This is a genomic window from Acinetobacter sp. YH1901134 (assembly GCF_013416965.1).
Lineage (GTDB): Bacteria > Pseudomonadota > Gammaproteobacteria > Pseudomonadales > Moraxellaceae > Acinetobacter > Acinetobacter amyesii.
In genome coordinates this window covers 18,751-44,461 of record NZ_VPEW01000008.1, presented here as the reverse complement: position 1 = coordinate 44,461, position 25,711 = coordinate 18,751, and the positions used below count along the sequence as shown (strand labels likewise).

The 25,711-nt window shown below is 41.7% G+C and carries 22 protein-coding genes and 1 tRNA gene; 8 read left to right on the top strand and 15 right to left on the bottom strand.

All coding sequences use genetic code 11. The features are described 5' to 3' along the window. Positions 1-41 precede the first annotated feature (41 nt). Genes FTV50_RS09610 through FTV50_RS09595 form a run of 4 tightly spaced genes read right to left on the bottom strand, consistent with a single transcriptional unit; the run spans position 42 to position 3,029 of the window. Complete coding sequence (locus FTV50_RS09610; RefSeq protein WP_078192530.1) at positions 42-569, bottom strand: pilus assembly protein PilP; 528 nt, start codon at positions 567-569, stop codon at positions 42-44. Then, complete coding sequence (locus FTV50_RS09605; protein WP_078192531.1) at positions 566-1,288, bottom strand: type 4a pilus biogenesis protein PilO; 723 nt, start codon at positions 1,286-1,288, stop codon at positions 566-568. The genes FTV50_RS09610 and FTV50_RS09605 overlap by 4 nt, the downstream gene beginning before the upstream one ends. After that, the gene (locus tag FTV50_RS09600) at positions 1,285-1,971 is read right to left on the bottom strand and encodes a PilN domain-containing protein (protein ID WP_180024285.1); all 687 of its coding nucleotides are present in this window, start codon (positions 1,969-1,971) and stop codon (positions 1,285-1,287) included. The genes FTV50_RS09605 and FTV50_RS09600 overlap by 4 nt, the downstream gene beginning before the upstream one ends. Then, entirely contained in the window at positions 1,971-3,029 is a 1,059-nt protein-coding gene (locus FTV50_RS09595) for a pilus assembly protein PilM (protein WP_078192532.1), read from the bottom strand. Before FTV50_RS09595 ends, FTV50_RS09600 begins: the two co-directional genes overlap by 1 nt. A gap of 165 nt (positions 3,030-3,194) precedes the next feature. On the opposite strand from FTV50_RS09595, the gene ponA reads away from it, so the two are divergent. Beyond that, positions 3,195-5,735 (top strand): penicillin-binding protein PBP1a, encoded by a 2,541-nt coding sequence (gene ponA, locus FTV50_RS09590; protein WP_180024284.1) that lies wholly within the window; start codon positions 3,195-3,197, stop codon positions 5,733-5,735. 55 nt (positions 5,736-5,790) lie between these two features. Here ponA and FTV50_RS09585 read toward each other — a convergent pair whose 3' ends face one another. The 9 genes from FTV50_RS09585 to FTV50_RS09545 form a co-directional block, all read right to left on the bottom strand. Further along, positions 5,791-6,594, bottom strand: coding sequence for a putative RNA methyltransferase (locus FTV50_RS09585; protein ID WP_180024372.1), 804 nt, complete (start codon positions 6,592-6,594; stop codon positions 5,791-5,793). 77 nt (positions 6,595-6,671) lie between these two features. After that, a complete protein-coding gene (gene mraY / locus FTV50_RS09580) occupies positions 6,672-7,790 on the bottom strand; it encodes a phospho-N-acetylmuramoyl-pentapeptide-transferase (protein ID WP_180024283.1) in 1,119 nt (372 codons plus the stop codon). Beyond that, the gene (gene murF / locus FTV50_RS09575; protein ID WP_180024282.1) at positions 7,790-9,199 is read right to left on the bottom strand and encodes a UDP-N-acetylmuramoyl-tripeptide--D-alanyl-D-alanine ligase; all 1,410 of its coding nucleotides are present in this window, start codon (positions 9,197-9,199) and stop codon (positions 7,790-7,792) included. The genes mraY and murF overlap by 1 nt, the downstream gene beginning before the upstream one ends. Positions 9,200-9,208: 9 nt before the next feature. Continuing rightward, positions 9,209-10,705 carry a UDP-N-acetylmuramoyl-L-alanyl-D-glutamate--2,6-diaminopimelate ligase gene (locus tag FTV50_RS09570; protein WP_180024281.1) on the bottom strand — a complete coding sequence of 499 codons (1,497 nt, stop codon included), beginning with the start codon at positions 10,703-10,705 and terminating at the stop codon, positions 9,209-9,211. A gap of 10 nt (positions 10,706-10,715) precedes the next feature. After that, entirely contained in the window at positions 10,716-12,542 is a 1,827-nt protein-coding gene (gene ftsI, locus FTV50_RS09565) for a penicillin-binding protein PBP3 (protein WP_078192538.1), read from the bottom strand. 12 nt (positions 12,543-12,554) lie between these two features. Further along, positions 12,555-12,887, bottom strand: coding sequence for a cell division protein FtsL (gene ftsL, locus FTV50_RS09560; protein WP_078189390.1), 333 nt, complete (start codon positions 12,885-12,887; stop codon positions 12,555-12,557). A 10-nt stretch (positions 12,888-12,897) separates the two neighbouring features. Next, positions 12,898-13,809, bottom strand: coding sequence for a 16S rRNA (cytosine(1402)-N(4))-methyltransferase RsmH (gene rsmH, locus FTV50_RS09555; protein ID WP_180008673.1), 912 nt, complete (start codon positions 13,807-13,809; stop codon positions 12,898-12,900). A gap of 185 nt (positions 13,810-13,994) precedes the next feature. Next, entirely contained in the window at positions 13,995-15,011 is a 1,017-nt protein-coding gene (locus tag FTV50_RS09550; RefSeq protein ID WP_180024280.1) for a sulfate ABC transporter substrate-binding protein, read from the bottom strand. Positions 15,012-15,260: 249 nt separating this feature from the next. Then, on the bottom strand, positions 15,261-16,268 hold the full coding sequence (locus FTV50_RS09545; RefSeq protein ID WP_180024279.1) for a sulfate ABC transporter substrate-binding protein: 1,008 nt from the start codon (positions 16,266-16,268) through the stop codon (positions 15,261-15,263). Positions 16,269-16,649: 381 nt separating this feature from the next. On the opposite strand from FTV50_RS09545, the gene FTV50_RS09540 reads away from it, so the two are divergent. From FTV50_RS09540 to FTV50_RS09525, 4 genes are all read left to right on the top strand, one after another. Continuing rightward, positions 16,650-16,943 carry a hypothetical protein gene (locus tag FTV50_RS09540; RefSeq protein ID WP_078192541.1) on the top strand — a complete coding sequence of 98 codons (294 nt, stop codon included), beginning with the start codon at positions 16,650-16,652 and terminating at the stop codon, positions 16,941-16,943. A 169-nt stretch (positions 16,944-17,112) separates the two neighbouring features. Further along, positions 17,113-18,621 carry a glutamate--tRNA ligase gene (gltX, locus tag FTV50_RS09535; RefSeq protein ID WP_180024278.1) on the top strand — a complete coding sequence of 503 codons (1,509 nt, stop codon included), beginning with the start codon at positions 17,113-17,115 and terminating at the stop codon, positions 18,619-18,621. A 91-nt stretch (positions 18,622-18,712) separates the two neighbouring features. Then, positions 18,713-18,788 (top strand) — tRNA-Glu (locus FTV50_RS09530). Positions 18,789-18,942: 154 nt separating this feature from the next. Beyond that, positions 18,943-19,284, top strand: a complete 342-nt coding sequence (locus FTV50_RS09525) for a hypothetical protein (protein ID WP_078189395.1) — start codon at positions 18,943-18,945, stop codon at positions 19,282-19,284. A 25-nt stretch (positions 19,285-19,309) separates the two neighbouring features. Here the strand turns inward: FTV50_RS09525 and FTV50_RS09520 are convergent, their stop codons facing one another. Beyond that, complete coding sequence (locus tag FTV50_RS09520; protein WP_078192543.1) at positions 19,310-20,281, bottom strand: zinc transporter; 972 nt, start codon at positions 20,279-20,281, stop codon at positions 19,310-19,312. A gap of 354 nt (positions 20,282-20,635) precedes the next feature. On the opposite strand from FTV50_RS09520, the gene FTV50_RS09515 reads away from it, so the two are divergent. Continuing rightward, positions 20,636-21,046: an SEL1-like repeat protein gene (locus FTV50_RS09515; RefSeq protein WP_180024277.1), complete on the top strand. Its 411-nt coding sequence runs from the start codon at positions 20,636-20,638 to the stop codon at positions 21,044-21,046. A 63-nt stretch (positions 21,047-21,109) separates the two neighbouring features. Here the strand turns inward: FTV50_RS09515 and ettA are convergent, their stop codons facing one another. Next, positions 21,110-22,771, bottom strand: a complete 1,662-nt coding sequence (ettA, locus tag FTV50_RS09510; protein WP_078192544.1) for an energy-dependent translational throttle protein EttA — start codon at positions 22,769-22,771, stop codon at positions 21,110-21,112. Positions 22,772-23,090: 319 nt separating this feature from the next. Between ettA and FTV50_RS09505 the strand changes: the two genes are divergently transcribed. Both FTV50_RS09505 and FTV50_RS09500 read left to right on the top strand, forming a co-directional pair. Continuing rightward, positions 23,091-24,368: an O-acetylhomoserine aminocarboxypropyltransferase/cysteine synthase family protein gene (locus tag FTV50_RS09505; RefSeq protein WP_180024276.1), complete on the top strand. Its 1,278-nt coding sequence runs from the start codon at positions 23,091-23,093 to the stop codon at positions 24,366-24,368. A gap of 399 nt (positions 24,369-24,767) precedes the next feature. Continuing rightward, the gene (locus FTV50_RS09500; protein WP_180024275.1) at positions 24,768-25,655 is read left to right on the top strand and encodes an SDR family NAD(P)-dependent oxidoreductase; all 888 of its coding nucleotides are present in this window, start codon (positions 24,768-24,770) and stop codon (positions 25,653-25,655) included. Positions 25,656-25,711: the final 56 nt, after the last annotated feature.

The window sequence follows — 25,711 nt, the reverse complement described above, 5'->3', positions numbered from 1 at the left end:
TAAAATCTTGTACACTATTCTTCATTTTTATTCCTTTAAGCTTAAGGTGCTGGTCCAATTAATATGAGACTTCTAGGACGCTCTACATATCCTTCTCGCCCATCCGGAATAATCTCAATCAAATCAATTTGCGTCGGGGTAATATTTACCACTCGACCATGATTGAGCCCCATATAACTTCCACGTTGAATACGCTCAACTTCACCATCAGGTGTCTGAATCAAGGCTAGTATTTGCCCAGATTGGTTACGCATACTACCCTTCATATTCAGGGTTTCGAGTGCATAACTCTCCAAAGGTTGAGGCTGACGGCTCAAGTTTGGATAAACACGCTTACCTGCCATGATTTTAAGTTCTGCTGCCAAGGAACTTGGCAAGAACGGACTTTTTAAAGAATGCGCCGCATAATTAAAAGTTTCGACAGGTACAAAATCTGGCGCAGGTTCAATCGCTAGTGGAGCTTGATTGCGTATATTTGCCATCTCTTGATTGACCACATCAATACGTGATTCACAACCAGCCAATACAAATCCAACCATCACAGAAAGTGCCAATTTATTCATTTTCATTTTGGAGCCTCCTGTGTGCTTGCTGAATCTGCAGCTTTCGCAGCACTTTCAGTATTCCCTTCATAACGATATGTTTTTGCAGAAATCACATAGTCAATTTTTGGAATATCTGAGTTCTTTTCTTTATTTTCAGTTGCTGTAATCGTTAAATTATGCAAAGTCACAATCCGTGAAAGCCCCGCAATGCTACTTACAAATGAACCAAAGGCGTGGTAATCACCTGTTGCCTCAATATGAATTGGCTGTTCCGTAAAGAACTCTTGCTTCACTTCAGGCTCAAGACGAATAATTTTAAATTTCAATCCAGAATTCACGCCTGTTAAGTTGATATCTTCAACCAAACCTGGAATTTCAGTTTCTTTCGGCAATTGTTCTAATTGTTGATTAAAACGTGCTTCCATATCCTGCAACTGCAGCTGATATTGTTGCAAATTACGTAGTTTTGAATCTTTTTCACGAAACTCATTTAACAAATTTTGTTCTTGTGCATTGGCACTTGAAATAGCTTCAATCTTGCCTTTAATCGCCAAGAAATAGCCCAAAATTGCCACAAGGATAATGATAAAAATCCAACATGTAATTTTGACTGAAATTGGCCAACTACCATAGTTATTCGGATCTAGCGTATTGAACTGCTGTACAAACTTATCAAAAGTCATTTTCTTTTTCGGAATGACCACAGCATCTTGATTCAATTGTTCAAATTCATCACGACTCATTTTGCAGCCTCCGGAGTTGGTTTTGCTGCAGTTTGTGCGTCAGATGTTTGCGCCGATGAAGCTGACTGTCCTGCATTTACTGCTGGATCATTAATGGTCGGCTGCGCAATTTGCTCCAAATCAGCAGTCACAGTAAATGCACCATAAGATTCTTCTACGCGAGGAACCACTGACGTCGGCGCTTTGTCTTTTTTCTCTTCCGCCACAAGGAATGAGCTCATGAAGGCATTACGATACCAAGGTGATGCTTCCAAATTACGCAGTAGATCTGCAACAGTGTTTGGACTTTCCGCACGCCCTTCGATCATAAATTTGTCGCCATTACGTTCAAATTTTGTGATGTACATATTGGCAGGTGTCACACGAACCAATTCATCTACAAGATGTACAGCAATTGGACGTTGACCTTGTAAGCCTTGAATCAACTTCATTCGTTCAATAATGGCATTACGCTGTTCTTGTAAACCATCCAAAGACTTTAATTGAACATCTAAGTTTTGGTTATGACTGATAATCAATTGGTTCGCTTGTTCTTGATCTTTTAATTTGTGATCAAAGTACAACCATGTTAAACCAACCCCAATTACCCCAATTAAGAAAGCCCCAATACAAAGTGCAATAAATTCTTTTTTTCGTTTCTCTCTTAGCTCATCACGCCAAGGGAGCAAGTTAATTTTTGCCATTAATCAAAACTCCTCAATGCTAGACCGCATGCCACCATGAGTGATGAGGCATCATTTTCAATTTTTTTAATATCAATTTGAGGTGAAAAACCCATTTGTAAGAATGGATTGGCAATCGTGACGCGGTAACCCAATTTTTGTTGAAGTAATTTTGCAAGCCCCGGAATATTGGCATTCCCCCCTGCCAATAAAATATGGTCAATTTCGTTGAACTGTGAAGATGAGAAAAAGAACTGTAAAGAACGTGCTGCTTGTTGAACGACAGCTTCTAAGAAGGGTTCTAAGACTTCGATATCATAATCATCTGGCAAGGCACGTGTTTTTTTCGCTCGACCTGCTTCTTCGAAAGACAATGCATAGCGATTTTGAATTTCCTGTGTCAATTGTTTGCCACCAAACACTTGCTCACGGGTATAAATCACTTTGTTATTCTGCATGACAGATAAGGTCGTCATACTATGACCAATATCTAAAATACCCACGGTATTCACACCCATTGGCAAAGTATCTGAGAAAACTTTAAATGCATTTTCAATTGCAAAGCTTTCTACATCACCAATTTTTGGTGTAAGACCAGCAAGCTGAATGACTTCCGCACGCGCTTCAACATTTTCAATACGCGTAGCGACAAGCAAAACATTGACACGATTTGGGTTGGACAGACGATCTGGCAAGACCTCAAAATCAAGGCTCGCTTCATCAAGTGGGAACGGAATATATTGCTCAGCATCATCACGAATCTGAATTTCACGTTCATCATCGTTCATATCTGCGTCCATTTCGATGATTTTTGTAATCACCATCGACGTTGGAACCGCCAAAGCTGCATTAGTGGTCTGCGTATTGGCCAAATTAATTGCGCGCTCTAAACAGTCACCGACAGCTTCCGGATTCAATATGTTCTTTTCAACAACACTTCCTTCTGGTAATGGCACCAAAGCATAGCTTTCTACCCAATACCGCCCACTCTTTACAGAAAGTTCCAAAACCTTAACAGAAGTCGAACTAATATCTACTCCTATTAACCCCTTATTTGGCTTACGATATAACCTGAGCACAATATAATTCCTATTATTTTTTTATCCCCAAAAAAATTAACCCACTAATTAGCATTGGTCTATAATTTTATACAGATACAATAACTCATCTAACAATCCGTATATCGAAAGGATATACTGACCACCAATTAGTTTGCCATTAGCTCTTATTAAAACTTACTTGTTATGAAAAAGCTATCTTGTTCAGGCCTTGTTCATCCATTTTTTTTGGCCATTATTATTATTTTGGTCGCAATTCCAATGGGTTTCTATGGCATGTATCTCTATATTGCCCCGTCTTTGCCTGAAATGTCCATCTTAAAAAAGGCTCCATTATTAAAACCATTGCAAGTTTATAGTGCTGATAATGAGCTGATTGCAGAATATGGTGGCAAACTTTCGGTTCCTGTAGAGTACGACCAAATCCCGTCTCATTTCATTCATGGCTTTTTAGCTGCGGAAGATTCTTCGTTCTTTGAACACAGCGGAATTAGTTTCAAAGGATTGGGGCGTGCCGTCAGTGAAAGTATTACAGGCTCAGATGTGCAAACGGGTGGTTCAACCATTACCATGCAGGTTGCAAAAAACTATTATCTGACTCCAGAGCGTACTTTAAAACGTAAACTAACCGAAGTTTTCCTTGCTCGAAAAATTGAACAAAATCTAAGTAAGGAAGAAATTTTAACGCTGTATGTTAACAAAATCTTTTTGGGCAAAAATGCATACGGGATCGCAGCAGCTGCAAAAATTTATTATAACAAGAGCTTGCAAGATTTGAGCTTGGCTCAAATGGCAATGATTTCAGGCCTACCCAAAGCACCATCAAAATATAATCCTGTAGCCAATCCAAAACGTGCTTTAGAGCGTCGTAATTGGATTTTAGGACGTATGTTGCAATTGGGTTATATCAATCAATCGGAATATCAAGAAGCAATTGCTGAACCAATTAATCTCGATATGCCTGACCGCGGAGTTAGCAACAAATTCCCCTATGTCGGGGAAATGGTTCGCTCTGAGCTCGTAGAAAAGTTTGGCGAACAAGCGATAGATTCTGGCTATAAAGTCTATACCACCATCAACAGCCAACGCCAAGCCTATGCTGAGCAAGCTGTGCAAGATGGTCTTGAAGCTTACGATAGACGACATGGTTGGCGTGGTGCAGAAGCACATGATGAGCCATTAAAAAACTTTATTCCATATGCTAACACTTATCCTGCCGAAGTCACTAAAGTCAATAACACCAGTATCGAAGTGTTGATGCAAGACGGCAGTAGTGTGACTGTTCCATGGTCAGGTCTGTCTTGGGCACGTCCCTATCGCAATGCCAATAGTGTAGGCAATGCGCCAAGCAAAGCCTCACAAATTGTTAAAGTAAAAGATATTATTCGCCTACGTCCGAATGCTGATAAAAGCTCATGGGCTTTGGTGCAAATTCCAAAAGCGCAAGGTCAATTAATCGCACTCAACCCCAATAATGGTGGCATTGAAGCCATTGTCGGTGGTTATAATTTTTATCAATCTAAATTTAACCGTGCTCTACAAGGCTGGCGTCAGCCGGGTTCAACCATTAAACCCTTTGTTTATGCTTTAGCACTTGAACGCGGTATGACTCCATACTCCATGGTCAATGACAATCCAATTACGATTGGCAAATGGACGCCTAAAAACTCTGACGGTCGGTATTTAGGGATGATACCTCTACGCCGTGCCCTCTATTTATCACGTAACACAGTTTCAGTTCGCTTATTACAAGTCGTCGGAATTGAACGTACTCGCCAATTATTTATGGATTTTGGCTTACAAGAAAACCAAATTCCACGTAACTACACCATTGCTTTAGGTACCCCACAGGTGTTGCCGATTCAAATGGCGACAGGTTATGCGACATTTGCCAACGGTGGATATCGTATTCAACCGCACTTTATTAGCCGTATTGAAGATGCTTATGGCAAAGTGATTTATCAAGCCAATCCTGAATATGCATGTATTCAATGTATTAATCAAAAAGACGAAGTTGAATCTGCAGATCCAACCACGCCGGATGATGAAGTGATTGAAGTCACTAATCAGAATAACAAGCCCGCTGAATCAAAAATTTCCGATACTGAAGCAGCAAACTATAAACAAGCTCAGCGAATTTTGAAGTCAAGTTCGGCCTTTGATATGGCGAACATCTTGCGTGACGTGATCCAACATGGTACAGGTCGAGCGGCTTTAAAAATTGGTCGCGGAGATTTAGGCGGTAAAACCGGTACAACCAATGACGCAAAAGACGCGTGGTTTGCTGGATTTAATGGAAAATTAGTCACTGTGGCTTGGGTCGGTTTTGACCAACCCTCTACCTTAGGTCGTCGTGAATATGGTGGTGTTGCAGCTCTGCCAATTTGGTCAGATTTTATGGCGAAATCACTCAAAGGCACACCTGAAGCTTGGGTGCGTTTAGACACTCATGCCAAGAATCCAATCAATCGCAATTCAGCTAAAGCGACTCAAGGTCAACCTGAACAAGATCGTGCAGCAACGCCGCCAATGGCTCAACCGCTGTATCGTCCTGCTCCTGTTGTACCAAAACCACAGGCCACGCAAAATGATTTTGAAGATCTTCCACGGTCTGCTGAAACCAATCTTGCACCTACTCGAACTGCGCCACCACCAATGCAGCCTAAACCACAAGGTACAGAGCATAAAACTGACGCACTTGATCATCTCATCGATCAAGTTCAGTAAATAAGCTGCATAAAAAAGCCCTCAAACGAGGGCTTTTTTTATCACTTCCAATGCATTATTTCTTTTTAAAGAGATAAATTTGATACTGCGCTTGCAACTCAAATTGTTCATTTTTTTCTAAAGCTTCTCGACGCTCAGCTTTGACTTTATAGGCATAAGGTGTCATTGCAATTAAGTTTTTGAGATCCTGCTGAGAAAGTGACATTTTCGCCTGTACTACTTGCTCACTTTCCAATTCAAAGTCAGCAGCTAGTTGTTCCACAAATTTATGCGGTTCATGGGGTTTTACTTCTTCAAATAAGGCTTCACGCATTGCATAAAGATGCTCTGGCGCAGGTGTGACCACCATCAAGTGCCCCTCAGGCTTTAACACACGAAGGATTTCTTCTTTAGGAATAGGACTAAATAAACTCGTACACAAGTCAATTGAGTGATCTAACACAGGCAAGGTCGCCCCTGTCCCTACCACCCAAGTCACCTCTTTATTCAGTTTAGCGGCGACTTGCACAGCATTTTTAGCGATATCGACACCCACACACTGTAATACTTCAGCTTGCATCGCATTGGTGTAATAGCCTTCACCACAGCCAATATCCAACAAGTTTTCAACACGTAACTTTTGAATCAAAGCCACCACTTCCTGTTGCAAAGGTGCATAGTGACCTGCACTTAAAAATGCTCGACGCGCCTGTACAGATTCAGGCGTATCACCCGGGTTTTTACTGTGTTTATGTTGAACCACATGTAAATTGACATAGCCTTGTTTTGCAACATCATAGCTATGATTATTTTCACAGCGCCATGTCCGCTCTGTGAGTTTCAATGCTTCACGGCATACAGGACACATCAACAGGTTCATCATTTACTCCACTATATTTTTGAAATAAAAAAACCGGCATCTGTGGGAGCAAATGCCGGTTTCGTTTATTTATTTGCTTAACGTAATTTTAAAGTCATTAGACCCAAAACTACCAGCATAATTGTGATAATCCAAAAACGAATCACCACCTGAGTTTCACGCCATCCCTTTTTCTCATAGTGATGGTGCAGCGGTGCCATTAAGAATACACGCTTGTTCCGCATACGCAGTGAGCCAATTTGCAAGAAAACAGAAATAGCTTCAACCACAAAGACACCGCCCATAATGGCAAAAACGATTTCTTGACGAACCATGACTGCGATCGTACCGAGCATCGCACCTAGAGATAAGGCACCGACATCACCCATAAACACTTGAGCAGGATGCGCATTAAACCATAAGAATGCCAAACCAGCACCGATTATTGCCGCACAGATCACGACCAGTTCAGATGCATATTTCACATAAGGAATATGTAAATAATCGGCAAAACGAACATCACCAGCCAGATAAGCAAATACACCTAAACCTGCGGCAACCAAAACGATCGGCATAATCGCCAGACCATCTAAACCATCGGTTAAGTTCACCGCATTAGATGCACCGTTAATCACCAAATAAGTAAAGACAATAAAGCCAATACCGAGTGGAATAATAGACAACGGAATGCTAATTTCTTTAAAGAATGGAATCAGCAGATCCAACATATTTGAGGTATGTACTGGGTTTGCTTGCTGTGTCGCAATCACATAGAGCGCAATACCGGCGCCTAACGATGCCACAGAAGTCCAAAAGAATTTCTTCTTCGCAGGCAGACCGGCATTGTCTTTATAACGGATTTTAATCCAGTCATCTGCCCAACCCACAGCACCAAAGATCACCATCACGCCAAGTACAATCCATACATAAGGGTTTGAAAGATCGGCCCAAAGTAAGGTTGAAATCCCAATAGACAGTAAAATCAACACACCGCCCATAGTCGGTGTGCCCATTTTTTTGGCATGATTTTCAGGTGCAAATGAACTGACTGCCTGACCATATTTGAGAGCTTGCAATTTGCGGATCATCACAGGTCCAAGCAACAGACCAATGGCCAATGCCGTTAAGACACTGAGTAGCGAACGAAGCGTTAAATAACGAACAACCTGAAACGAGCTGTGATAACCCGCAAGCTGCTCAAATAACCATAACAGCATTAAAGTTTCTCCATCAATTCAGCCATCAAAGTTTCCATGTGGGTATAACGAGAACCTTTAAACAGGAAACTCATGGACTGAGGCTGATGTGTTTTGACTAGACTAATTAATAACGGTAAAGCCTGTTCTTGAGTAAGAAAGGCCTGTAATTTTTTACCATATTGGGTACTGCGCGCGCCTTCTTGCACAGCAGGTGAAAACTCACCGACAGCAACGACAAATTGAAGACCAGAGTGTGAGACAAGATCACGTCCCAACATGTAGTGCTGCTGTGCAGCAGATGAACCTAACTCACCAATATCCCCAATGACCATGACTTTGATGCCATCTTGCTGCGCAAGTACATCAGCAGCAGCACGCATTGAGGTTGGATTTGCATTGTAAGTATCGTCAATAAACAAGTAATCTTTGTGTTGAATAAAGTTTAGACGACCTTTGGCACCAGTTGCATGTTCAAGACCCACAACGATGTCATCTAAACTCACGCCAATCGACAACGCGAAAGCTGCGGCTGCAGTGGCATTTTGCACATTATGTTCACCAGCAAATGGCAGTTGAACAGGACGTGCACCTTGTGGCGTATTTAAGATAAAACGTGAAGATTGAGCCTGAAGCTCCGTCTCAGTCGCAAAGACATCCCCGCCCTGACCAAAACTCATTACTTGCTCAGTTTGCACCGCTTGACGAATGGCATCTGTAAAATCATCTGCCGCAGGAACAATCGAAGTTCCTGTTTTCGCTATATGTGCATAAATTTCAGACTTGGCACGACAAATGCCATCACGCCCACCAAATTCACCCATATGAGCAGTGCCAATATTTAAAATACCGGCAACCTGAGGCTGTACCAAATTTGAGGTGTAATCAATTTCGCCCTTATGACTGGCACCAAGCTCCATCACGGCATACTGATGTTCTAGACGCAACTCAAGTAACATCATCGGTACGCCAAGGTCATTATTTAAATTACCGCGCGTAATTAATGTTGGTGCAAGACGAGAAAGGATACTCCCGAGCATCTCTTTGGTTGTGGTTTTACCACTGCTTCCTGTCAAGGCAATGACTTTTAAAGCTGGGTTTTGGGCACGACGAAATGCACCCAAATGTCCAAGCGCCAAACGTGTATCTGCAACCACCAACTGATAAATATCCACATCGACCGGATGACTGACAATGGCAATTTCACAACCCTTTTCAGCCACTTGAGCAAGGAAGTCATGCGCATCAAAGCGTTCACCTTTCAGGGCAAGAAAAGCGTCACCTTGCTCTGCATGACGTGAGTCGGTCAAAATTCGTTTTACAGAACCTGTCGGCGCTTGATTGTTATGCCAGTGACCTTGTGTCGCTTGAACCAACTGTTCGGCAGTCCATGGTTCTAACGGAACCGTACTGGTCGTTGAAGTATGCATATCTGTTTCCTATTGCGCTGGATAAGCCGAGTCAGTGTTGTGATGTTGTGAATCAATCGCTGATTTCACTTCCACCACATCATCAAACCAATGTCGAACACCATCAATTTCTTGATAGTTTTCATGGCCTTTACCAGCAATCACCACAATATCACCCGCTTGGGCATGGTTGACTGCGAATTTAATCGCTTCACGGCGGTCATGGATTTCATGGACAGTTTTTCCAGTAAAATCAATACCAGCCTTCATATCTGCAAAAATTTGTTCTGGGTTTTCAGTACGTGGATTATCCGAGGTAATCAACGCAACATCTGCATGGTTTAATGCCGCTTGTGTCATCAATGGACGCTTACCACGGTCACGATCACCACCACAGCCAAACACCGCCCATAACTGTTGCGATACATGACGTTTTAAGGTCTGTAACACTTGAACTAAAGCATCTGGTGTATGTGCATAATCCACCACGAACAGGCGTTCATCATCACGAATCACTTGCATACGACCCGGTGCACCTTTTAACTCGGGCGCAGTTGCGATCAAGGCAGATAAGTCAAAACCTGCTTGCTCCGCTGAAATTAAGCTCGCCACAATATTTTCAATATTGAAGTGTCCCAATAATGGACTTTGCACCACAAATTCAGCCTGAGCAGTACGCAATTTAAATTGTGCGCCCGTTAAGCTGTATTGAATATCCGTCACTTGATAATCCGCAGCCTGACGCGTTGAATAAGTCAAAATTTTAGGCTGAGCCGGATTTTGGCGTGCGGCATTCAGCATCACTTCTGCATGTTCATCATCGAGATTGATGACTGCAACTTTGAGCGATGGAAACTGGAACAAACGTGATTTCGCTTCAGCATAGGCTTCAAGGGTTTTATGATAATCCAAATGATCACGACTTAAATTGCTATATGCGGCAATTTCAATTGCACAGCCATTTAATCGACCTTGTTCTAATCCGTGCGAACTTGCCTCTATGGCAGCAAACTCTGCACCCTCAAGCGCATAGGCATGCAATGCATTTTGCATATGTAACGCATCTAAAGTGGTGTGAGAAGAGGCTTCTAAATTCGGTAAAATTCCGTTACCAGTGGTTCCCATCACTGCACATTTTTTGCCTTGCAACATGAGTAATTCAGCGATTAAACGAGAGATCGTGGTTTTACCATTGGTACCCGTCACTGCCAAAATTCGTGCAGCTTGAACCGGTTGAGTCGCCTGTAAATATTGCTTTTGCCACTGCCCCATCAATTGACGCACATCAGCGATCACGACACTTTGATCCAAGCCCAAATCAGTTTCGGAAATAACTGCCAACGCACCATTTTCTAACGCTGTACGTGCAAATTGTGCTGTTTTTTCAGGTTGCGAAAACGAAGTCAGGGCAATAAATATTTGCCCTGCTGTAACTTTGCGACTATCCAGATTGAAGCCCTGAAAGGATTGCGACATCCATTCAGCGGGCTGTTCAACGGTGTATAGATCTTGAAACGTAATTTTCATTCATCACCTATTACTGGATCTTAGGAGTGTCTAAAGGTTTATCTAAAGGTACGTTCATTAAACGTAAAGATTCTTGCATTACACGAGCAAAAACGGGTGCAGCCACCAGACCACCGTAATACTGACCTGTTGGGTTTTCCACCACAACAATCATGGCCAAACGTGGATCACTCACTGGTGCGACACCAGCAAAGAGTGCACGATATTCTGAAGTCGAATAGCCTTTACGGTCTGCACGTAATTTATGTGCTGTACCAGTTTTACCCGCCACGCGATAACCCGGAATATTGGCTTGACGTGCCGTACCACCCGGCAAGGTCACCGCTTCCATCATTAAAAGTACTTGATCAGCAATTTTAGGGTCAACCATCTGCTCACCTTTCGGCTTTTCCTCAAGCTTGTACAAGCTCAGTGGCATTTTGACGCCCTTATTGGCAATCATGGCATATGCATCAGCCAGTTGGAGCACTGTAGCGTTCAAACCATAACCATACGCCATGGTTGCTACTTCAGACACATTCCATTTGCTCTTCGGCAAAATCAGACCAGCACTTTCACCGGGGAATTTCACCGCTGAACGTTGACCAAAGCCAAGACGTTGATAGAAGGTCGGCAATGTTTCATAAGGGAGAGATAAAGCGATTTTTGCCACACCGACGTTAGACGATTTTTGAATAATGCCGCCCAAAGTCAGAGGGCCATAGTTATGCGTATCTCGGATAGTATGATTCCCTACACGCATAGAACCGGGTGTGGTATTTACAACGGTATTTGCCGTGTATTTACCGCTTTCCAATGCCATTGCCACGGTCAATGGCTTCATAGTTGAACCTGGCTCAAATGAGTCAATTGCACCACGGTTACGCATGGCATCTTTATTTAAGACACCTTTTTTATCATTTGGGTTGTAAGACGGCCAAGAGGTCATCGCTAAAATTTCACCCGTTTTGACATCGACAGCAATCGCTGTGGCAGAACGTGCGTTATTGGCTACGCCGGCTGCAGTCAACTCACGATACATAATGTATTGCAAACGTGAATCAATACTCAGCGTGATATTTTCACCCGACTCAACTTCTTTCACGATCTCAGGGTCTTTAACGCGGTTGCCCTTTTTATCACGGACAATTTGCTGCGCACCATCTACGCCTGCAAGACGTTCATTCAATTGCATCTCTAAACCTTCGATGCCCATACCCTCACTATTGGTTAAACCAATAATTTGTGAGTTTGGCTGAGGCTGTGGATAGTAGCGCTTATAGTTTTTCTCTGTATACACTCCCTGAAAGTCACGTTTCATGATCAATTCAGCTTGTTGTGGTGGCACTTCTTTCTTTAAAACTAAATAACGAGAACGTGGACGCTCATTCATTTTGCGTCTCAGTTCAGCACGATCCATCCCTACAGCATCAGCAAGTTCATCTAAATTCAGATTTTTATCCGGTAATTGACGTTTTAACTTACGGTTGTTTGGATCTTTAGCCAATTCGGCCGTAATTTCTTCAAAGAGTTTTTTATTGTCAAAATAATCACGTGGATCGATCACGATTTTCATGATCGGAGTACTAATGGCTAAAGGAACGCCGTGACGGTCATAGATTACACCGCGCATGGCTTTTAAGGTTTCAGTTCTTAAAATTTTGGCATTGGCTTTATTTTGTAAAAAGTCTTTATTGATGATTTGTACATAAAAAGCCCGCCCGACCAATGCAATAAAGCACAGTAAAACCACTGCCCACATCAAGTGATAGCGCCACATCTCCACCGAAATGGCTGTACGACCAGTAACAGACTGCTGTTTTTTACGCGGAGTTTGTTTGTTTCTCTTTTCAACCATGTGACCGGCAGCCTATTTTTTCTGTTCTGGAGTTTGTGGCAATGAAATAACAACGGTTTGTGCAATAGGAGGCGAATACATCCGTAATTGGGTAACTGCACGTGTCCCAATTTGGGCTGTTGCACCAAAAGTTTGTTGTTCGATCAGCAAACGTCCCCATTCTGCATTGAGGTCATCCCTTTCACGCATATAGGTACTCAATTGACGATAATCTTGGCGATATTCAAAGACTTGAAACACCACCATAATCGCACTCACAAAAACCAAGAGCAATAAAATGCCGTATGTAATGATTTTCTTTGACTGCGATTGATCAGAGTTTTTTTCGATTGCTTCGGTTTTCATTCTTTGCCTTTTAAGCTAAACGCTCTGCCACACGAAGCCAAGCACTACGAGATCGTGGATTGGCTTTAACTTCTTCTTCACTTGCTTTAATTCGTGACACTTTTTTTAAGCGACGGGTATCTTCGCGTTTTTGTGGTAAACCCCAGCCTGTGTCTTCTGCAAGTGTAGATTCTTTTTGAATAAATTGTTTAATTAAACGATCCTCTAAAGAGTGGAAACTGATCACTGCAAGAGTGCCTTCAGGTTTCAGCATATCCACCGCTTGAGGTAAGAAGATATCAATATCGTCGAGTTCTTTGTTAATAGCAATACGAATTGCTTGGAAAGTTCGTGTCGCTGCATGTTTATTTTTTTCCCATTTCGGGTGGGCAACTTTCACGATTTCTGCCAATTGAGCTGTAGTTTCAATATACCCTGCCGCTTTAATCGCTTTGGCAATACGGCGGCTATAACGCTCTTCACCATATTTAAAAATAATATTGGCCAAATCTTCTTCTTCAATATCAACCAACCACTCTGCGGCTGTTGGACCTTGTGAATTGTCCATACGCATATCAAGTGGGCCATCTTTCATAAAGCTAAAGCCACGCTCTGCTTGGTCTAGCTGCGGAGATGATACCCCTAAATCCGCCATAATACCGTCGACCAAATCGATACCTCGACTACGCAGTTCTTCTTTTAAGTCTGCAAAACTAGCGTGAATGATTTTAAAACGCGCATCTTCTTGTTCTAATTCTGCTGCAACAGCCAATGCTTGCGGGTCTTTATCAAAGGCATAAACACGTGCGTTTTCATCTAATTTAGACAGTAATAAACGCGTATGACCACCACGCCCAAATGTGCCATCTACGAAAATTCCTGTATTGCGATCTGCCAGTAAAGCATCAACAGTTTCATGAAGTAATACAGAAATATGCGACATAAGGGTTCGTTCAACACAGCTAAAAATGTAACTGCACATTATTACCTTGTTTTAGCAAAGCTCCAAACGTCTTTTTGTACAGAAATATTACTTTCCATAGAGAAAACCGTTTTTATTTTTTGCCATCCATTAAAAAACCTCCCGAAGGAGGTCTTTGTACATCTCAAATCATAGATTTCGATGTATTAGCGCTTGTTATTATAGATCTGATCGAAGATCGCACCATTCACAAAATGTGTTTGTTGAGCTTTTGCCCAACCACCAAACACTTCATCAATGGTAAAGGTTTTTAATGGCGGGAACTGTGATTTATATTTTGCTAAAACTGCTGCATTACGTGGACGATAGAAATGACGAGCAGCCATCTCTTGACCTAATGGAGAATAAAGATAATTGATATAGCCTTGAGCTAACCATTTATTACCATTCTTATCGACAGTTTTGTCTACGATTGCCACTGAAGGCTCAGTCAAAATCGACATCGATGGATATACGATATCAAATTTGTTTTTACCCAAAGTTTTTTGCGTAACTAAAGCTTCGTTTTCCCAAGTCAATAACACATCACCAATACCACGTTCTGCAAATGTAGTCATCGATGCACGTGCCGCAGAGTCCATTACTTTTACGTTATGGTACATCTTACCCACGAAATCTTTGGCTTTCGCTTCATTACCACCCGGCTGTTTCAAAGCATAACCCCAAGCTGACAAGTAAACCCAACGTGGGAGACCGCCAGTTTTCGGGTTTGGGGTAATAATTTGTACGCCCGGTTTGGTTAAATCAGACCAATCTTTAATATGTTTCGGGTTGCCCTTACGCACCATGAAGACAATCGTTGAAGTATATGGCGCTGAGTTATGTGGAAACTCTTTTTGCCAACCCGGCTGAATCTGACCAGACTTTACAATTTCTTCGATGTCATTGGCCAAGGCCAAAGTCACGACATCACCTTTTAAACCATCAACCACGGAACGGGCTTGTTTACCTGAACCACCATGTGATTGTTTAAATGCAACCGTTTTACCGGTACGCTCTTTCCAATATACACCAAATGACTTATTAAATTCGTCATAAAATTCACGCGTTGCATCATAAGAAACGTTTAAAAATTCACGATCAGCGGCCTGAGCAGACGCTGAGAAAGCAACACCAGTGGCAAGCAACGCAGCACTAAGCCACGCCTTAAATTGAGTTTTCATAACAGCCAGCATAAAGTTATATTCAATACTGCTAAATATATGAAATAAAGTCATAAATCGCAATTGCAGCGTGTTTAAACGTCTTGCTGGATACAGCTAACGCAGCGAATTTAATTGTTTGTTTTTCATATTAAAATACACAAAAACAATCTACTTATTCCCTATATATAGATTTTTATGCATTACATATGCAAAAAAACGGATAACCCCAATTATCCGTTTTTACACCAATCAACTTTATTTGCAGACTTACTCTTTATTCTTTTCACTATAGATTTGATCGAAAATCGCACCATTCACAAAATGTGTCTTTTGCGCTTTTGCCCAACCGCCAAACACTTTATCAATGGTAAAGGTTTGAACTTTCGGGAATTGAGCAGCGTATTTTGCTGTGGCTTTTGCATCGCGAGGGCGGAAGAAATATTTACCTGCCAGCTCTTGGCCCTTAGGTGAATATAGATAGTTTAAATAACCCTTCGCCAAATTTCGATTACCATTTTTGTCGACGGTTTTATCTACTACAGCCACCGAAGGTTCAGCTAAAATCGAAATAGACGGATAAACAATGTCATATTTATCTTTGCCTAGGCCCTGAGTCGCTAATAGTGCCTCATTTTCCCAAGATAGTAAGACATCTCCAATGCCACGCTCAGCAAAGGTCGTGAGCGAACCACGAGCACCAGAATCCAATACTTTGACATTGCTATAGAGTTTTTTCACCAATTCTTTGGCTTTGGCCTCATTTCCACCCGGCTGTTTTAAAGCATATCCCCAAGCTGATAAATAGATCCAACGCGGTGCCCCACCTGTTTTTGGATTTGGCGTAATAATTTCAACACCCGGTTTGGTCAGGTCATTCCAATCTTTAATTTTTTTCGGGTTGCCCTTACGCACCAAAAATACGATAGTTGAGGTATACGGTGCAGAATTATGTGGAAATTGTTTTTGCCAATTTTTATTGATTTGTCCAGTCGCCACAATTTCATCAATATCATTGGCCAATGCCAAAGTGACAACGTCTGCTTGTAAACCCGTTGCTACTGCACGAGCTTGTTTGCCAGAACCACCATGTGATTGTTTAAAGTTAATCTCTTGTCCTGTACGTTTTTTCCAATATTGTCCAAATTCTTGGTTATATTCCTGATAAAACTCACGTGTTGGATCATATGAGACATTTAAGAAACCTTTTGCGGCATATACCTGTACTGCTACCCCACCCAATAAAGCGAAAATACCCGATGCTATTATTTTTTTCATCTGCTCAAACTCAAATTGATCTTGAGAGCACTATATAAATCAAAAATAACTTTAACAATCAGCTATCTATAATATAAATTCAAATCTATTTCTGTTTTAAAGATATCTAAAAATAACGTATTTAAAGCTTTAATTCTGCTAATACAGCAACAATCAGAAGCGATCTCCATGCTATCTTCATAGTTGTTTGCTAAAACATCCGAAAATCTGGAGAAAACAGTCTATTTAGGTAATCCTAGTACAGACTTTTTTAGTTTTTTTGTAAAAATTGTGACGTAGTTCTACTTTTTAATTACGAAAGATGGTTAAATCGTAGTCTAAATATTAAAACTATTTTGCAAATAAAAAGTTCCATCACCAAAACTAGGGGGAGATTTGGACATGAAATTTTCATACGCATTATGCCTAGGCTTAAGTTTAAGTGTGACTGCACAGACTGGTTTTTGTGCTGCAACCAGCACCGCATCGAATAACAAACTTACGATGCCTGCTGAACGTACCTCATTGATCGAAAAAGCGATTAATCAGCAAAAATCTGAAGGTAAAGGCCGTACAGACGATAATTTAAAAGTACTTACGTCTATTAAAGCTGCACCGACTCAAAGTTTCTTTGCATCACAAAACCAAAGTTTTTCTCGTTTTGTTCAAGCCATTTTTTCTGGTAGCAACTCATAACGACATCAGCATACTGATGCTGTCCAAGCTATTGTTTTAGACGAGTTCCCCTACTGTCGTCTAAAAAATACTAAAAAACGCCTGATCATTCAATGTTGAATTAAGCATTAAGTGATCAGGCTTTTTCGTTATAATAGATCCCAATTTACATTCTGATTAAAAGCTGATTATGACTGTTCGTACTCGTATCGCACCTTCTCCTACTGGTTTCCCGCATGTTGGGACTGCTTATATTGCATTGTTTAACTTATGTTTTGCGAAGCAACATGGCGGTGAATTTATTCTTCGTATTGAAGATACAGACCAACTGCGCTCTACCCCAGAATCTGAGAAAATGATTTTAGATTCATTGCGTTGGTTAGGTTTGAACTGGTCAGAAGGTCCAGATGTGGGTGGCCCTCATGCGCCATACCGTCAATCTGAACGTATGGACATTTATAAACAATATGCTTTGGAACTGGTTGAAAAAGGCCATGCATTCTACTGCTTCGCAACAGCAGAAGAACTCGATCAAATGCGTGCGGAACAACAAGCGCGTGGTGAATCACCGCGTTATGACGGTCGTGGCTTAAAACACACTCCAGAAGAAGTGGCACAGCGTTTGGCTGCTGGTGAACCGCATGTTATTCGAATGAAAGTGCCTGAAGAAGGGATTTGTAAATTTAACGACTTACTGCGTGGTGAAGTCGAAATTCCTTGGGCGCAAGTCGACATGCAAATTCTACTGAAAACCGATGGTTTACCGACGTATCACTTAGCAAACGTGGTTGATGACCATTTAATGGAAATCACTCACGTAATTCGTGGTGAAGAATGGATTCCATCTGCGCCTAAACACCAATTATTGTACAAATATTTTGGTTGGGACATGCCTGTACTTTGCCACATGCCGCTGTTACGTAATCCAGATAAATCAAAACTGTCTAAACGTAAAAACCCAACCTCAATTAACTACTACAAAGACATCGGCGTTTTACCTGAAGCATTATTGAACTACTTAGGCCGTATGGGTTGGTCAATGCCAGATGAAAGTGAAAAATTCACTTTGGCTGAAATGATTGAACACTTTGACATTCAACGTGTATCGCTAGGCGGTCCAATCTTTGATGTTGAAAAGCTAAACTGGTTAAATGGTCAATGGATTAAAGGTTTAACACCGGGTCAATTGCTCGATACCCTACTGGCTTGGAAATCAGATCGTAATACCTTGGAAGAAATTGCTGCTGCGATTCAACCGCGTATTAATTTATTGTCTGAAGCAGTGAATTGGGCAGGTTTTTATTTCAACCAATTTCCAACACTCAGCAAAGAACAGTTTGAAAGCAAAAAATTGACTGAAGAACAAGTGCGTCAAAGCCTTCAATTTGCCATTTGGCGTCTAGAAAGCATGTTCACTTGGAACAATGACACCGTCAGCCAAACGCTTATGGATTTGGCGAACCAAATGGACATTAAACTTCGTGACTTCATGCCAACCTTCTTTATTGCTATTGCTGGTTCGACATCTTCGACACCGGTTATGCAATCGATGGTAACCATTGGTCCTGATTTAACCTTTGCTCGCTTACGTCATGCACTTGAAATTGTGGGCGGCCCGAGTAAAAAAGAAACAAAAGCATGGGAAAAACTCAATGAAAGCTTAAAACTGCCGAAAAATGATGCAGTTGATGAAGCTTAATTGATTTTTTAGTTGACGGATGGGCGTTATCCCCCTAATATAGCGCCCATACCGAGAGATGGTGTCAACCAACTCTAAGTTGCCTCAAATTGTCCCTATCGTCTAGAGGCCTAGGACATCGCCCTTTCACGGCGGTAACCGGGGTTCGAATCCCCGTAGGGACGCCATATTCAAGGTGATGCAAATCATCTTATAAAAAACCCAAGCATTATGACTTGGGTTTTTTATTGCCTAAATTTTATCTGATTTAAATTTACGGTATTTTTGCTTTCTGCGTCATTCTGATTAAAATAAACCATAGATTAAAATTATGGAGTTGCAATGCAATACCGTTGCCCTAAATGTCAAAGCCCTAAAATTATGCCTCTTGCGCAAGCAGGCCAGCCTGTTGCTCGTCCTGTCGTGCCTAAAAGCCTGATTATCCTCATCCCTGCGGTATTTATTCTTTTACTGTTGGTGATTATCAGCATCGCAATGTGGATTTTTGGTGACGGTGCAGGCACTACATTACAAACTGCAACTGTTGTTGTATTTATTGCTTGCTTGATTGCTGGCTTCATGTTCTATCGCGACCTGCCAGATTTCAAAATTTCAATGCAAGGTTTTATGCAATCACAGAAAAAATGGAAATGCCGCGAATGTAATCATGAATGGGAAATCTAAGCCGGCCATTTAAATTACATCAGCATTAGTGCTGATGTGATTCATCATGAGAATGCGCGTGATCATCTTGATGATGCCCATGTGCATGATCAGACTTTTGGGTATGTTGGTGTACCACACATTCATCTTCTTCGATTTGTAATGTCATCTCCGTGATTCCATGTTCATGTTGCAACATTTCAATCGCCTCAAAATACAAGGCATTACGATCGGCTTCAGGTGCAAAGAGATGAACTGTCAAATGCACATTCTTTGATGTTATTGCCCAGACCTTTAACTGGTGAATACTCTCTACCCCATTGAGTGCCAATAAATCATTGCGTAACTTTTCTATGTCAATTTCTTCAGGCACGCCTTCTAATAAAATATTGATACTTTGTTTGAGTAAAATCCAAGTCCTTGGTAAAACCCAAAAGCCAATGAGCACCGCAATTAGTGTATCGACCCACATCCAGCCCGTAAAATAAATAATCGCTGCACCAATAATTACACCAACCGAACCTAGGGCATCACTCAACACTTCTAGATACGCCCCCTTCACATTCAAGCTTTCTTGTGAACTGGAAAATAAAATACGCATCGAGATTAAGTTAATGATCAAACCAATAACGGCGACAATCATCATGCCCATACTTTGAATTTCCGGCGGCGTTGAAAAGCGCTGATAGGCCTCATACAAAATATATATTGCAACTACAAATAACATCAAGGCATTAAACAAGGCAGCCAAAATCTCAAAACGCTGATAGCCAAAGGTGCGTTTGTTGTCAGCAGGAAGCTTGCCAATTTTAATCGCGACCAATGCTATAGCAAGGGCTGCGGCATCGGTGAACATATGTGCCGCATCTGACAATAGCGCCAAACTTTGAGTCATAAATCCAGCAATGACTTCAATAATCAAAAACGTCGTGGTCAGTGCTAAGGCAAAACTTAATTTTTTGACATTCCCTTCCGTCACAACGGCATGGCTGTGGTCATGCCCATGATGCTCACTCATTATTTTCTGACCTTTATAAATTATATGTTCTTCAGTCTTGAGCTTAACAGGTGCAGTAAACGTAATAAAATTACATTATTCAACCAACAGCATGGCATTTTACTCTCAAACTTTAAAACTGCTTTTTTCAGCATCTACTTTCAATTTATTAAAAATAATTTTTCGCAATCTAGATGACTGAAATCACTTATAGATATTTTTCAAGAACTATTCACATATCATGACAAGCATGCTAATTTTCACCTTAAGTGTGATCTGTTTAAAACAATTAAATCATTCATCGCAGCGCACGAATGACTGCAATTAATATTTTTATTAATCAAGTGGTTATATTTAGCAACAAGGAGTTTAACAATGATGATACAAGCTCTGAAAAAAATCTATGCACTGTTGTCACAACAGATGAATCCAAAGTTGCAAGGAATGCACCTTTCGATTCCAGAAGCCGAGGGTGATTACGCCCAAGGGACTTATTTTGAAATTCTTGCGGCTCAACACCATCAAGACTTTCTCAGTCACCATACTATGGATTCAGCAGACCAATCCCCTACTGACTATCGCAATGCCATGTGGAATTTCTTAAGTGCCGCATTAAAAGGTCATAAAGATGCCCAATATCGTTTAGGTCTCGGTTATTTACGTGGAGAACTCGGCTTAGACCGCAATTATGAACTTGCAGAGCTTTGGCTCAGTAAAGCGGCTGCACAAGGCCATGAACAAGCAGACTACGTCTTACATCATGCCTATGAAGACATTGTTGTATAGTCATTGCTTCTCACGCAATAAAAAACCAGCCCGCAGGCTGGTTTTTTATTTTAAAACTGGAACTTAGTTACCAATTTTGCGGTATTTTTGACGCTTTGCAACAAGGTCATCACCATCACGTTTACGACGGTATTCTTCAAATTCATGGTAGTTACCCGTGAAGAATTCAGGGGTTTCACCTTCAAATGACAAGATGTGCGTTGCAATACGGTCGAGGAACCAACGGTCATGCGAGATCACCATGACTGTACCCGGGAATACTAAAATGGCATCTTCAAGCGCACGTAAAGTTTCGATATCCAAGTCGTTTGACGGTTCATCGAGTAAGATGACGTTTGCGCCCATTTGCAGGATTTTCGCAAGTTGTAAACGGTTACGTTCACCACCTGACAATTGACCTACACGTTTTTGCTGATCTTGACCTTTGAAGTTAAAGCGACCGATATACGCACGAGATGCGATTTCGTATTCACCAATTTTCAAGATATCTAAACCGCCAGAAACTTCTTCCCAAACAGTTTTGTTGTCATCTAAGGTGTCACGAATCTGACCAACATAAGCCACTTTAACAGACTCACCCAGTGTAATTGTACCTGTATCTGGTTGTTGTTCGCCTGTCATCATACGGAATAATGTGGTTTTACCCGCACCGTTTTCGCCCACGATACCTACAATTGCAGCAGGTGGTACAACGAACGATAAATCTTTATAAAGTGTACGGTCACCAAAGGATTTACTAATACCTTCAACTTCTACAACTTTATTACCTAGACGTGGACCAGGTGGAATATAGATTTCAGACGTTTCGTTACGCTGTTGGAATTCGCGTGAGTTAAGCTCTTCAAAACGCTCCATACGCGCTTTGTTTTTCTTTTGCTGACCTTTAGCATTTGAACGAACCCATTCAAGTTCTTTTTTCAATGCTTTAGCAAAAGATTCTTCTTGCTTCTGTTCTTGCTCTAAACGGGCATTTTTCTGCTCTAACCAAGAAGAGTAGTTGCCTTGGTATGGAATACCCATGCCGCGGTCAAGCTCTAGAATCCACTCTGCCACGTTATCCAAGAAGTAACGGTCATGGGTAATCGCAACGATCGTACCTGGGAAGTCTTTCAAGAAACGTTCCAACCATGATACTGATGAAGCATCCAAATGGTTCGTTGGTTCATCTAGAAGCAACATGTCTGGTTTAGACAATAACAAACGGCAAAGTGCAACACGACGGCGCTCACCACCAGACAACTTAGATACATCTGCATCCCAAGCTGGAAGGTTCAACGCTGCAGCAGCCTGATCCATTTGGTTCACAATGTTATGTGCATCCCATGAATGGATAATGGCTTCTAACTTCTCTTGTTCTTTTGCAAGTGCATCAAAGTCAGCATCTTCTGCTGCATATTCTGCAAACACTTCATCAAGACGCGCCAAAGCATCTAACGGCTCACGTAAACCGTCTTCAACGTTACCACGAACGTCTTTGCTTTCATCCAATGGCGGCTCTTGTTCAAGGTAACCAATTTTGATACCCGGTTGAGCACGTGCTTCACCTGAGAAATCTTTATCTACGCCCGCCATAATACGAAGCAAGGTAGATTTACCTGCACCGTTTAGACCAAGCACACCAATTTTTGCGCCTGGGAAAAATGATAAAGAGATGTCTTTCAGGATTTCGCGCTTAGGCGGAACCATCTTCGACACACGGTTCATCGTGTAAATATATTGGGCCACTTAGGACTCCTCAATAGTCAAAACATATACGGAACAACACAAAGTTGCCCCTGCTCAATTGAGCGAAAAAATAATCGGCTATTATACGCATAAAGTCGTGAAAAAATAAGGTTTCGCACACGCCTTCAATGCATTGTTACAAGTTTAATGGCGAACAAAATTTAAACATGCGTTTTTAAGCATAATTTCGCTCATCTTTAGCTGAAAATTTTTCAATAATATGAATAATTATGATATTCATTTTATAAATAAAGCACTTTTATTCATATATATAAGTGATAGACTGTTTAAAAAATTAGCTCACTTAGATGATGTAATCATGACATATAAAGACGAAACTTTAGCAATTCACGCGGGGTATACCCCGGAGCCAACCACCAAAGCGGTTGCGGTGCCGATTTATCAAACCACCTCATATTCCTTTGATAACACACAGCATGGTGCTGATTTATTTGACTTAAAAGTTCAGGGTAATATTTATACCCGCATTATGAATCCAACCACGGCGGTACTTGAACAGCGTGTTGCAGCACTCGAAGGCGGTATAGGCGCTTTGGCCTTAGCCTCTGGTATGGCGGCCATTACATATGCGATTCAAACCATTGCTGAAGCAGGCGACAATATCGCTTCAGTTTCGACCCTGTACGGCGGCACATATAACCTGTTTGCCCACACCCTGCCGAAACAAGGCATTGAAGTTCGCTTCTTTGATTATCAAAACCCTGAAGCGCTGCGTAGCCTCATCGATGACAAAACCAAGTTGGTCTTTGTCGAATCTATTGGTAACCCATTGGGCAATATTATTGACCTCGAAGCAATTTCGAAAATTGCGCATGAATTTGGCATACCTGTAGTCGTAGACAATACTGTGGCCACACCTGTTCTGCAAAAATCATTTGAATTTGGTGCCGACATCGTGGTGCACTCACTCACAAAATATATTGGCGGTCATGGTAATTCGATCGGTGGCATCATCGTCGATAGCGGCAAATTTCCTTGGGGCAAATACCCTGAACGCTTTAAATCACTCAACACCCCTGATCCAAGCTACCACGGGGTCAATTATGTCGAAGCTTTAGGTGACGCAGCCTACATTGCCCGTGCGCGCGTGGTCCCACTGCGTAATACAGGCGCTGCGATCAGCCCGCATAATGTATTCTTAATCTTACAAGGTTTAGAAACCTTAAGCCTGCGCATGGAGCGTCATACTGAAAATGCGCAAAAAGTGGCGGAATATTTACAAGCGCATCCAAAAGTAAAATGGGTCAACTACGCTGGCCTAAAAGACCATCCTCAGCATGCTTTAGCGCAAAAATATGTCAAAGGCAAACCATCTGCGATTCTTTCATTTGGAGTTCAAGATGGCCTTGCAGGCGGCACGCGTTTCATCGATGCGTTGCAGTTATTTACTCGCCTTGTGAATATTGGTGATGCCAAAAGTTTAGCTTGCCATCCTGCGACCACGACACATCGCCAGCTCAATGAAGATGAACTCAAAGCAGCCGGTGTCAGCGTTGATATGGTTCGTTTATCGATTGGGATCGAGCATGCAGATGACTTGATTGCCGACTTAGAGCAAGCCTTAGCTGCTGTTTAAACCACAAGTGCACAATCCACAGGCCTTATTTTTAAGGCCTGTTTTTATTTCCATTTCATTTAAATAACCCCCCACATTATCCGCCTTTCAATTTTGCGCATCTATGGCCCTGCTTCTATATTTATTTACAATTTTATTTATCTTGAAAATCGACTTTTTTACGTTGCAACGATGTGGATAAAAGCACTTCTCTTTCACATATTTATGTGTTAAAAATTGAGTAAATAGGGATTTTAATTTAGAGTAAAAACTCTAAATATTTTTTTATTATCAATTACTTATCATATGGCTTTTTTTAAATAAAACGCTATCATACCGCTGACTTAAAACAGCCCTGCACATAGCGTTGTCGGGCCGATAAATGAATACAATAAAACTGATTTAACAGGGAACCTCATCGTGAATTCAAGACTTGAGAAACGTTTCGTTGACCGTGTCAACGGCAAAACCATTTTAATCACGGGTGCATCGAGTGGTATTGGCTTAACCACAGCGCATCGCCTTGCCAATGCAGGCGCACATGTTCTACTGGTTGCACGTACCAAAGAAACTCTTGATGCCGTAAAAGCTGAAATTGAAGCCACTGGCGGTAAAGCCGATGTTTTCCCATGTGACCTCAATGATATGGAATCCATTGATGCTGTGGCACAACAAATCCTCGCTTCCGTCGATCATATTGATATCTTAATTAATAACGCTGGCCGTTCTATTCGTCGTGCCGTGCATGAATCAACCGATCGTTTCCATGATTTTGAGCGCACCATGCAGCTGAACTATTTTGGCGCGGTACGTTTGGTCATGAACCTGTTGCCAAAAATGATGATTCGTCGTGAAGGTCATATCATCAACATCAGTTCGATTGGTGTATTGGCCAATGCAACACGCTTCTCTGCATATGTTGCGTCTAAAGCCGCATTAGATGCTTTCAGTCGTTGCCTAAGTGCTGAAGTTCACTCGCATAATATTGCCATCACGTCGGTATATATGCCATTGGTGCGCACACCAATGATCGCCCCAACCAAAATTTATAAATACGTCCCAACCCTTTCTCCAGAACAAGCAACCGACCTGATTGCCTATGCCATCGTGAAACGTCCGAAGAAAGTGGCGACCAATTTGGGCCGTTTGGCTTCGATCACCTACTCCATTGCTCCTGACATTAACAATAAACTCATGTCGATTGGTTATAACCTGTTCCCAAGCTCTTCAGCGTCTATTGGTAAGCAAGAAAAACTCAATTGGGTACAAAAAGCATATGCTCGCCTATTCCCTGGTGAACACTGGTAAGACCTGACTCACCCTTTAAAAAGCCCTTTTGAGGGCTTTTTTTATGGGGTTTTATG